The 11,424-nt window shown below is 64.0% G+C and carries 6 protein-coding genes; all 6 read right to left on the minus strand.

Annotated features, from left to right (window positions below):
- Positions 1 to 98: 98 nt before the first annotated feature.
- Positions 99 to 854, minus strand: a complete 756-nt coding sequence (locus tag L1O02_RS23375; RefSeq protein WP_235758804.1) for a fimbria/pilus periplasmic chaperone — start codon at positions 852 to 854, stop codon at positions 99 to 101.
- A gap of 28 nt (positions 855 to 882) precedes the next feature.
- Positions 883 to 1,464 (minus strand): fimbrial protein, encoded by a 582-nt coding sequence (locus L1O02_RS23380; protein WP_082729189.1) that lies wholly within the window; start codon positions 1,462 to 1,464, stop codon positions 883 to 885.
- A gap of 710 nt (positions 1,465 to 2,174) precedes the next feature.
- Complete coding sequence (locus tag L1O02_RS23385) at positions 2,175 to 5,108, minus strand: GLUG motif-containing protein (RefSeq protein ID WP_235758806.1); 2,934 nt, start codon at positions 5,106 to 5,108, stop codon at positions 2,175 to 2,177.
- A gap of 168 nt (positions 5,109 to 5,276) precedes the next feature.
- On the minus strand, positions 5,277 to 6,440 hold the full coding sequence (locus L1O02_RS23390) for a fimbrial protein (protein ID WP_082729188.1): 1,164 nt from the start codon (positions 6,438 to 6,440) through the stop codon (positions 5,277 to 5,279).
- Positions 6,441 to 6,649: 209 nt separating this feature from the next.
- Positions 6,650 to 9,685, minus strand: coding sequence for a GLUG motif-containing protein (locus tag L1O02_RS23395; RefSeq protein WP_235758808.1), 3,036 nt, complete (start codon positions 9,683 to 9,685; stop codon positions 6,650 to 6,652).
- 75 nt (positions 9,686 to 9,760) lie between these two features.
- Entirely contained in the window at positions 9,761 to 11,395 is a 1,635-nt protein-coding gene (locus L1O02_RS23400; protein WP_235760265.1) for a ShlB/FhaC/HecB family hemolysin secretion/activation protein, read from the minus strand.
- Positions 11,396 to 11,424: the final 29 nt, after the last annotated feature.

Below are 11,424 nucleotides of genomic sequence, written 5' to 3' on the forward strand. Positions count from 1 at the left end.
CCCAGCCAGCAGGGCTGCACACCGAACATAATCGACACCAATGCACTCAGCGTCCAAAAACAACCTGGGCCAAGAGCGAAATTGAATTAACAGGGCAACTAGAGAAGGTTCTTTTCAAGCGGCACTCGGCCGCCGAAGTCATTGACCACTTCAAAGCGCACCGCCGCATTGCGAGGCGCTCTTTCGGCGTTTGCCGGCCAGGCGAAGGACTCCCGGGCAAAGGGCGCGACCATCCCGGCCCCTAGGTCGACGCTCCGCCCCTGCTCTTGCACCTCGACCTTGCTGAAGGACAGGTAATAAGGCGTCGGATTGGACACCTGGATGACCGGACCTGAGCTCATGTCCCTGGCCACTCCTGCGGGCTCGAACTTCCAACTGAGCTTGTCCACCGCCGAATTGACATTGACCTGCAAGTCCGTAGGACGAAAGAACAACTTGATCCGGTGGCGGAAGGTAAAGGCCAATCGGTTTTCATCCTGTTTCTGTTGTGGCGGAACTTCCAGGATATTCAGCCAGTACAGCGATTCACGATCAGCAGGCAATGGTTCTTTCGAATAACCAATACGCAGTACCGCCGCGGCATTGGGTTCCAGGCGACTGAGTGCCGGAGTCAGTTGAAAAGGCACTTTCATTTCTTCAGGCGCCTTACTGGCATCGCCATCGTCGATCCAGGCCTGTACCAATATGGGCATGCTGCCCGGATTATTCATTCTCAGTTTTACATCACGGGCATTCGCCGGATAAACCACACGAGTACCATGAATAACTATTTCCGCATTGACTGCCGAGGAAAACAAAGCCAGAAAGATGGCGCCGATAACGAAAGTTTTAAACACATGCGCTTTCGGCGCCATGAGCAACTCCTTATATAACTGACGGACGTCAGTTGTACGTCACATCGAAGTTGATATTGGAGTCGGCACGACCTTCGACGATCGTGTCGCTGACCGCCACATAGGAGGCCTTGAACTTCAGCACGGCCTTGTTGCCCACCACATCGGCCACCTGCTGATTGTTGTTTTCCGAGAGGTCGATTTTCCCCGGCGTGGCGCCGTTGTTGTGAATCTGGATCTGCACGCCCGACGCCGAACCGGAACCACTGTCGATCAGACGCAGGTTGCCGGTGGCGTTGTCGATGAAACCGTCCTTGTGGAAGCTGACCGAGGCCTTGGAGCCGTCGGTGCAACCGCCGCCACTGAGGTTGATGTTGAATTCCTTGAACTCGGAGGCGGTGCCGATGCCGCCGGCGAAGACCGAAGGCAGGACGTTGCCGAACTTGACCGTGCCAGTGTTCGCTCCGGACTCGTTGGCATCGACCTGAACCTTGCAACTGACGCTGGAGATCAGGCCTTCGAACTTCACATTGCCGGAGTTGATACCGGTCTCTGCGTAACTCAATGCCGGAGTCAATGCCGCAAGCAGCAACCCGGAGGCCGCCTTGGATGCAAAAGATTTAAGTTTCATCTGATTCCCTATTATTAAAAACCGTCTAAGAGCACAGCATTCAAAACAACATCGCCCTCCCGAGACGTACAGCCTTGCTGAACTTCGAGCCAACGAAACATGAGTTGAACACCACAACAACCTCGATCAACTGCAATCGCCCACAATGAAATACATCTCGCCAACAGGCATCTGCGTTCCATCCAGAGCGACGATTAAGATACCGACCGCACTCTTCTTTTAGAATAACGACCAATCCTCATATACCGAGGAGCGCTCCCTAAATGAACAAGATTTTTCTTGGGAACTTGTACTACTTATAAAAATGCCACTAAGCAGACGAACAACAACTCATAAATAAGACACTTCTTATATATGGTCTCGTACAGTGTAAAGTCGCGATAATCCGCAGGAATTGCGCCCTGTAGCGCGCGGATCGAATGACGGTCGGCCGGGTCCGGGCCGCAGCAGTGCTCGCACAATGAAACGCCCGGTGCAATGCACCGGGCGTTTGGTCAGACCTTGCGCCACCGCAGCCAGTGCTGCCAGCGCGCAACCCGCTTGATCGTCTGTCGATGCTTCACCTGGATAGCCGTCACGCGCCGGAAGTGGCCGGCAAGCACCTGGGATCCGGGGCCGCGCCCGCCATGCACCGGGGTACAGCCGCTACGCCATGGAGGCCCCTGACGTTGCGGCCAGCGCCCCCGCTATCGGCAGCGAACTCCCCGCGGTCAACGGTCGACGCCCCTATCGTTGCCAGCCACCACCGGCAGGTTGCCGTAGGCGACGGATTGAGCAATGTCCCCCAGGTTCAACCCGGCCAGCCCACCCAGGTAGGCGGCATCGACCCCACTGACGTGGCTGCTGGAAAGCGAGTTGACGATCCACGCGCCGTTCAGGCCCACCAGACCACCGACCACACTGTAGCTGCCGCCAGAGACGCTGCCCTTGGCCGACGCGCCGTCGATCAGCCTGTCCCTGTCGCCGCCATGGGCGCCCACCAGGCCGCCGACGAAGCTCTTGGAACCTGCGCTGACATCACCCAGCGCTTCCACGGAGCGCAGATCGCCGCTGTTGAAACCGACGAGCCCGCCGGCAAAGCTCTCGTCACCGGCGATGACGTTGCCCTGCGCCACCGCGAACTGGGCAAGGCCGCCGGTGTTATGACCGATGAGTCCGCCCACGCTCGCGGAGCTGCCGCCAAAGACCAGTCCCGAGGCCTGGGCCAGGCTGACCTCGCTGTCCTGGTTTTTCCCGATCAGGCCGCCGACATGGGTGCCGTCCTGAGCGATGACCGTGGCGCTGGCCTTGACGTTGCGCAGCACGCTGTCCTGGTTCAGGCCCACCAGACCACCGGCGTTGGCAAGACCGAACCCCAGCACGGCACCGCTGGCGCTCGAATCTGTGATCCGACCGGCGTCATTGCGGCCAACCAGTCCCCCGGCATTGTTGCCGCCATAGCCGACCACCACGGCCGAGGAGTGGGAACCCTCGATGCTCCCGCCCTGGTTGTAGCCCACCAGTCCCCCCTGGTTCAGGCCCACGTAGTAACGGTCGTCGCCCTTGCCGACCACGCCTGCGCTGGACGAACCGGCAATCAGCCCTTCGCGGTTGATGCCCACCAGCCCCCCCACGCCTCCCAGGGCATTGCCGGCCATGCTGCCGTTGACCTTGGCGCTGGCGCTGCTGGCGGTCACCGACCCTGCTCCTCCGGCTTGTCCCTTGGCGTTCAGCCCCACCAGGCCCCCTGCAGCCGAGGTCGAGGTGGTGCCAAGCACCGTGCCGCTCATTGACGACTGATCGATGGAGCCGCCGAGGTTGACTCCGACCAACCCGCCAATGACGTTGTTGTGCTCGCTCGCGGCGCTCACCGTCAGGTCGCTGGCGCTGACGTTGACAATGCGCCCGCTGTTCTCCCCGACCAGCCCACCGACGGCACTGAAACCGGGAGCGGTGGCGCTGCCGTTGATGTTCATCGAGGCGAGCTTGAGGTTGCTGATGCTGCCGGACGAACGTGCGAAGAGCCCGCCATGGGCTCCGTCGCTGTCGAGGGTGAAACCGCTGAGGGTATTGCCCAGGCCGTCGAAGATCCCGCTGAACGACTGTTGCCCGCCAATGGACTGAAGATGCTCGCTGCCCTCGATCGAGTTGCCCAGGACATAGCGACCATCGAGCTCGTGATCGATCAGCTGCAACTGGTCGGCGTTCTGAATGACTTGATACTCGTGCCCGTTGGCCATGAAGCGGGCGCCGCTGCCGGACAGGCTGACCTGCCCGGTCTGGCCCAGGGCCAAGTCGCCGGCCTGATTCAGCCCGAGGCGGGTGTCGCGGCCGCTGAGCTCGATCTGGCTGTCGAGCTTGATGCTCCGCTTGGCGTCGAGTTCGATACGGGCCTGGTCCCCGGTGGCCTTGAGGCTGTCATTGAGGTGGATGTCCTGGGCCGACGACAGGCGCAACTGGTGACCGCTGTGCCAGGCAACCGCGCCCTCCAGGCTGATATCGCCCTTGCCACTGGCCAGCTCGATGTCAGTGGTGCCCAGGTTGCGCGACAAGGTGTCGGAGTGGACGGTGTTGCTGCTGGAGGTCATGGCCGAACCGACCTTCAGCGTGTCGCTGCCGATCTTCCAGGTTCCGCTCTGGCCCTCGCGAGCCTGGGTATTGACCCGGGTCGACAGCGACACCCGGGTGGTCGCGCCGCGCGTCTCGATCACCCCGCCATCGCCCTGGCTATCCAGGGCGTTGGCCACCAGGGCCCCACCGACGCTGACCACGCCCACCTCGCCACCGTCCAGGGTGATCCGGCCGGCTTTCTGCGACAGGGTATTGGCCTCGATGGCGCCCTGGTTGTTGACCACGGTCTGCAGCATGGAACCGGCGCTCCTGGCAGTCATCAACACCTGCCCGCCATCGGCCTTGAGCAGGCCGCCGTTTTGCACCAGGGCCTTGAGCGCGGCGCTGTCGATCTGCAGATCCAGCAGTGGGTCATTGTCGAAGCTGACGGTGAAGGCGTTGCCCGCCGCCAGGGCAATACGCCCGCCGCGGGCCTTGACCGTGCCCTCGTTGCGCACCTTGGCCGCCAACAGCGCGACACTGCCACCGTCAGCGGCGCTGATGCTGCCGTGGTTGACGATCTCGGCACCGGAGGTGCCGGCGAACCGGTAACTGCCGGCGCTGAAATCGGCATCGCTGAGGTTCTGGGTCGAGGCCACCAGGCCGCCGACATTGACCTGCGCCCGGCTGCCGAACACCACGCCATTGGGGTTGATCAAGAAGACCTGGCCATTGGCATTGATCCGGCCGTGGATCTGACTGCCGTTGACGCCGATGACCCGGTTCAGGGCAATGGAGGCACGGGTGGGCTGATTGAAGGTCACCGACTGATCGGCCGCGACATTGAAGTCCTTCCAGTTGGTGATCAGCTTGTCGCTGTGTTGATTGATGGACAGGTGCTTGCCCTGGGTCTGCATATCGGCACTCCCGGACACCACTTGCCCGCCGCTGGGCAAGGCCTGTGCCGCGGGCAAGGCGGCCAGCGCCAGCAGACCGGCAACGGCCACCACCAGCCCCTTGCCAGCACCCGAACGGCGCCGGCGACGCGCCCCCTCATGCGCCACGTTCCAGCAACCCTGGGCCTGGTTCCAGACCAACGCGTAAATCTTGTTCATGCACACTCCTTATCGATTGATCTACGCCCTGCAAACCTTTGCAGGGCGGCACAACAGCCGCATCCCCGTGGACGGCGGCATAGCTGTGTTGGGGGTACGAGGCACGGGCCTGTCAGCACGCCCGGACTCGCCGTGGCACGCGCCGAGAGGCTCGATGCCTGGTCGGGGTCAGGGAAAGGTGAAGGTGAACTCCGCAGCGCCATTGGCCTGGCCGGCGTCGATTTCGCCGTCGTTGCCGGTGCGGATGTAGCCGGCCCGCAGGGGGATCCTGGCGCCATCGCCGACACGCTGCATTTCGTAGCGCGTGCCGTTGTATTCGATGGGCAGGCGGGTCAGGTCATTGATCACGACGATGCCAAAGCCCTTGGCCGGCCGTCCGGAAGGTCCCGAGCCACTGAGGCCGAGCACGCCGGGGATCGAGGAGCCTGCGGATTTGTCGGTGAAGCTGATGTGCGGCTTGGCATTGGCGGCACAGCGGCTCAGTTCGATGCTGAAAGGAACGGCGGCGGAAGTGTCGTTGACCTTGGGAAAATCCGTCAGGGCAAAGCGCCCCAGGGGAACGGGGATGGTCTTGTAGCCTTCCACCACGCAGGTGTTGGGAATCTCGATCGGGCCGCCACCGCCCATGCTGATCAGCTCGGGCCCCATCAAGGGATAGTTGTGCTGGCAGATGCCGGGTGGGCTGGTGTCCGTGGGCCATGTCACCTCGGAGCCCAGACTCGCCTGGTTGGCGGGCAAGTCGAATGCATACAGCATCAGGTTGGAACTGCCGACCACACGGTCGACGGTGAGCTTGCCGCTGGGCAACTGGTCCGGCGGCACGGTCAGGATCAGCGACTGGGTGAAGTGGGTGAGCATAGTGCCCTGGGGGCGGTTGCCGGTGTCGTAGGTCAGCTCGCTTTTCTCCAGGGCGATCAGCCCGGGGGTTTGCGTCAGGGTGATGGGCTGGCCGGAATCGGGCCGCACGGCCACCCGGAAGCCGATGCCGTCGACGTTGGTCGGCGCGGATTGAAAACGCTGGGGCGTGCCGCCACTCCAGTTGCCCACCGTGACCAGCTCGCGCGCCCGGCTTCCGGAGGGTACGTAGCGGTAGTTGGTGTAGAGGCTCACCGCCCGCTGCCAGAGCACGTCGCCCTCCTTGGCCCTGGCGTCCAGCGGTGTGACCGCCACCCAGGGCGTGCCGTTACCGTTGCTGAATTCGCAGTTCACCGCAAAGGCATTGACCTGGGCGGCCTGAGCGTCAACGCCAAGCAACCCTGAAAACATCCCGCTGAAGATCCACAGGGAAAGCCGCTTTCGAGTGGCGATCAGCCGCAGCCATTGGCGCATCATTTGTCATTCTCCAAGCCTGCGCCTGTGTGCCAGCGCCCACGCAACGGGCGGTGTCGCGCACAAACGCGAGGGATTGCCTGCACCGGCCGGCTGCTGCCGACCGTCCGGAAAGAGGCTAGGACCCGGGAGCAAACCGCCAGCCCGGCACGCCTTACAGTCATTCGGCGCGCCGGGCAGCGGCCCGTCCCTGGATCAGCCGGTGTTACTCATCAATCACGGATGACGCCCTGGTTCAGACCGACCTGTGGCACTTGGGTCGCCAGGCCCAGGGCGGTGTTGTAGGCCAGGGTTCCGTAGTTGACGCCGGCCAGGCCGCCGTAGGTCTGATAGCCACGGGGAAGGACGCTGATGTTGCCGTAGGCCACGGACTGGCGTACGTCGCCCATGTTCAGCCCAACCAGGCCGCCCAGGCGGGCATAGGTGCCGCCACTGACCTGACCATTGGCCAGGGAGTTGGTGATCCGCGAGTCGTTCTGCCCGACCAGGCCGCCCACGCTGCTCTGGCTGCCACCCACCACGTTGCCCTTGGCCGAGGCGGTATCGATGCGGTGGTCCACATAGTCGCCATTGGTCCCTGCCAGGCCGCCGACAAAGCTGTTGTTGCCACCGGTGACGTTGCCGCTGGCTTCCACCGAACTCAGGTCGCCGTCGTTGTAGCCCACCAGCCCGCCGATGTAACTCAGGGCGCCGCCGGTGACCTTGCCGCGCGCCACGGCGTACTCGGTGGTGCCGGCAAAGTTGTGCCCGATCAGCCCGCCAATGTTGCCGCTGCCGCCGCCCAGCACCTCGCCGGTGGCTTCAGCGGTGTGGATGTGGCTCTGGACGTTCTTGCCCACCAGACCGCCGACGTTGCCACCGGTGGAGTCGGCCACCCGGCCGGTCGCCTTGACGTTGTTCAGCACGCTGTTCTTGTTCAGGCCCACCAGGCCGCCAGCGGCCGCCGATCCGGTGCCGGTGACCGCACCACTGGCGCTGGAGTCAGTGACGGTGCCGTTGTTGTTGAGGCCCACCAGGCCGCCGATATTGCTGGCGGCAAACCCCACCACGCTGACCGAGGAGCTGGCGCGCTCGATGCTGCCGCCCTGGTTGTAGCCCACCAGACCGCCAAGGTTCGGGTCCTGGACGTAGCGGCTGAAACCGGTGCCCACGGAGCCGGCGCTCGAAGAGTCGGCGATGGTGCCGTTCTTGTTGACGCCCACCAGCCCCCCCATGCCGCCAAAGGAACTGATCTGCATGGTGCCCAGGACCTGGACGTTGGTGCTGCTGTTGGTGATGGAGCCAACGCCATCGATGCTGTTGCGGTTTTCCCCTACCAGTCCACCCACGGCCAGGGTATTGGCGTTACCGGTCACGGTGCCGGCCAGGGTTGCGCGATCGATGCTGCCGCCGGAGTTGACGCCCACCAGGCCGCCCAGGGTGTTGTTTTGATTGCTGTTGGCGACCACGCGCAGATTACTGGCGCTGACGTTGTTGATACTGCCGCCGTTGAGCCCCACCAGGCCGCCGATGTAGCCGAAGCCGGCGTTGGAGGTGGTGCCGTTAATGGTCATCGAGGCCAGCTTGAGGTTGCTGATGGCGCCCGAGGACTTGCCGAACAGGCCACCGTAAGGGCCGTCGGTGTTGACGGTGAAGCCGCTGACGGTGTTGCCCAGGCCATCGAAGGTTCCGGTGAACGTATTGCTGCCACCGATGGACTTGATGACGCCACTGCCGGCGATGTTGTTGCCCAGTACGTAGAGACCGTCGAGGTTGGCGCCGATCGCCTGCAACTGCGCGGCGTTCTGTATCACCTTGTACAGGTCGCCATTGGCGTCGAACCAGGCGCCGCTGCCGGAGAGGGTGACCCGGCCATTCGGGCCCAGGGCATAGGTGTTGCCGTAATCCAGGCCCAGGCTGCTGTTGATGCCGGTGAGCTCCACCGCGGCGTTGAGCTTGAGGTCCTGGGCGGCGTTGAGCTCGACGCGGGTTCCACCGCCGCTGCCCTTGAGGCTGCTGTTGAGCTGAATGTCCCGGGCCGAGTTGACGCTCAGCTGATTGCCGCTGGTCCAGTCTATGGCGCCGTCCACCGACACATCGCCGGTCTTGCTGCTCAGCTCGACGTTGGTGGTGGCCAGGTTGTGCGACAGGGTATCGGCGTACACGGTGTGGCTACCGGCGGTGGCCGTGGGGCTGACATTGACCTCGCTGGAGCTGATCTTCCAGGTGCCGACCTTGCCGTTGCCGGCCTGGGTGTTGACCCGTGCGGCCAGTTGCACCTTGGTGTTGGCGCCCTTGGTCTCGATCACGCCACCATCACCGATGGCGGTCAGGGCATTGGCGCTCATCGAGCCGCCGACGTTGACCACGCCCACGTCGCCACCGTCCAGGGTGATCTTGCCGGCCTTGCGCGACAGAGTGTTGGCCTCGATGGCGCCCTGGTTGTTGACCACGGTCTGCAGCATGGAGCCTGCGCTCTTGGCGGTCATCAGCACCTGCCCGCCGTCGGCCTTGAGCAGGCCGCCGTTGCTCACCAGCGCATTGATCGCGGCGGCATCCACTTGCAGGTCCAGCAGGTTGTTGCCGTCGAAACTGACGGTGAAGGCACTGCCGCCGCCCAGGGCCACGCGGCCCTTCTGCGCCTTGATGGTGCCTTCGTTGCGCACGCTCCTGCCGAGCAGCGCCACGTTGCCGCCGTCTGCCGCGGTAATGGAGCCGTTGTTGATGACCTCGGCCGATGAGGTGCCGGCGAACTTGTAGTTGCCGGCGTTGAAATTGTCATCGCTGATGTTATGGGTCGAGGCCACCAAGCCACCGACGTTGACCTGGGCGTTGTTGCCGAATACCACGCCGTTGGGGTTGATCAGGAACACCTGGCCGTTGGCCTTGATCTGGCCCTGGATGTTACTGCCGTTGACGCCAATCACCCGGTTCAGGGCGATGGAGGTGGTTTTCGGCTGGTTGAAGGTCACCGCCTGGCCCTTGTTCACGCTGAAGTCGTTCCAGTTGATGATCACCTTGTCGGTGCTCTGGTTGATCGACATCTGCTTGCCGTTGTCGAACGGCAAAATGTCCGCCGCGCCGGCAACCACGGTGCCCCCCGTCGGCAACGCGAAAGCCGCGGGCAGCCCGCCCAGGCTCAACAGCCCGGCCGCCATCAGCACCAGGCCTTTGCGGGTCCCGGAGCGACGCCGACGACGCGCCCCCTCGTCGGTCACACTCCAGCAACCCTGGGCCTGATTCCATACCAATGCATAAACCTTGTTCACGTTGACTCCTCATCTATTGATAAACGCCCTGCAACCCTTGCAGGACGGGACAGCATCCGAAGCACACGCAAGCCTTCAGAAATACTGGGTGGCGCTGGCCCAGATGCGCGGGGTGCGCTCGGGGCCATTGCCTTCCTGGTTGTTGTCCAGCGCCCAGGCGCTGGTCAGGCTGATCTGCTGCGAAGGCCCGCTCCACGTGGCGCCGACACCGGCGCCGGAGAGCTGGCGACGGTTGTCTTCGCGAGTCCAGGGCAGCTTGTTGAGCTGCACCGCGCCGTGGTCGACAAAGGCCTTGAGCTGCCAGCGCGGGGCCAGGGCGTAACGCAACTCCAGGCTGGCCTGCCATCCCTGGTCGCCGCTGCCGGCGCCCTGGGGATAGGCACGCACGTCGAAGGGGCCGCCAATGCCGAACTTCTCCGAACTGTCCAGGTTGGAGCCGGCCCACTGCGCGTTGAGCTGGGCATAGAGCTGAAAGCGCGGGCTCAGGTACTGCAGGCGCGCGCCGTTGAACGTGAGCTTCTGGAAACCGCCGGCCGCTGCGGCGGTGAAGCGATCGAGCCATTGCGCCTCGGCACCGTCGAGGCTCAGGCGACCGCTGCCATAAGTGAGGTCGAAGAAGTTCTGCCCGCCGCCGAACACCCCGTCCTGGGAGTTGCCGTTCAGGCCCAGGGTCCAGAGTTCCACATGCTTGCGGCTGCTGGTTTCGAACAGGTCGATGTCGTCCCGCAGCCGTTTGTCCTCGTACTGCAACTGGGCACTGAGATCGAAGCTGCGGCTGCGGATCAGCGGCTGGGTGACAAACACGCTGCCGATGCTGGCCTGGCCATGGGCTTGCAGGGGCTCGAAGATCCGGCCCAGCTCGTAGCTCATGTGCGAATAGGCCACGCCCAGGCTGGTGGACCGGGGCCCCAGCGGCAGTTTGTAGGCGGCGCGGTAGTAACGCTGATCCTCGTCGCTGCCCAGCACGCGCAGGTTGAGCTGGTCGCCCAGGCGTAGCGGGTTGTTGAGGTTGAGGCTGCCCCCCAGGCGATATTCGCCGGTGTAGTAGCCGCCGTAGTTGTCGGCTTCCAGGCTGCCGCTGGCCCAGGGCCCGGGCCCGGCATCGACCAGCAGGTCGGTGGTGCCGCGCTGCTCGCCGGCACGCAGGGTGCCCTTGACCCGCACCCCGGGAAGGTCGCTCAACAGCAGCAGGCTGCGTTCCAGGTCATCGCTGTGCACCGGGGCATCGCTCTTGAGGGCCGACAAGGGGCCTGCGATCACCGCGTCCCGGGCCCGGGAGCTGTTGTGCAGCTCGATACGCCCGTAGCGCCCCTCCAGCACTTCGATGCGCACCACGGCGTCTTCGATGTCCTGAGCCGGCAGGAACGCCCGGGCCAGCATGTAGCCCTGGCTCTGGTAGTAGCCGGTCAGGCGCTCGGCCGCGGCCCGCAACTGGTTCAGGTCCAGCTCCTGGCCTTGCAGATCCGCCAGCAGTGGCAGCAGCGTCTGGCTGTCGATCGCCCGGTTGCCGACGATTTCGAACCGCTTGACCAGCAAACGGAGACCGGAGCTGTCCGGCGCCTGGGCCGGGGCGCTCGGCGGCTTGACCGCGGGCAGGTCCAACTCAGGCTCCGACGACTCCGGCAAGGCCGGCTGCGTGGCCTGGATGTCACGCATCGCCTGTCCCGCATTGGGTACGTAGACGGCAGCAGTCGCCAGGCATGGCAGCATCAGCAGCAGACTCAAACAGCCTCTGGATA

Source organism: Pseudomonas sp. BC42 (genome assembly GCF_021560055.1).
Lineage (GTDB): Bacteria > Pseudomonadota > Gammaproteobacteria > Pseudomonadales > Pseudomonadaceae > Aquipseudomonas.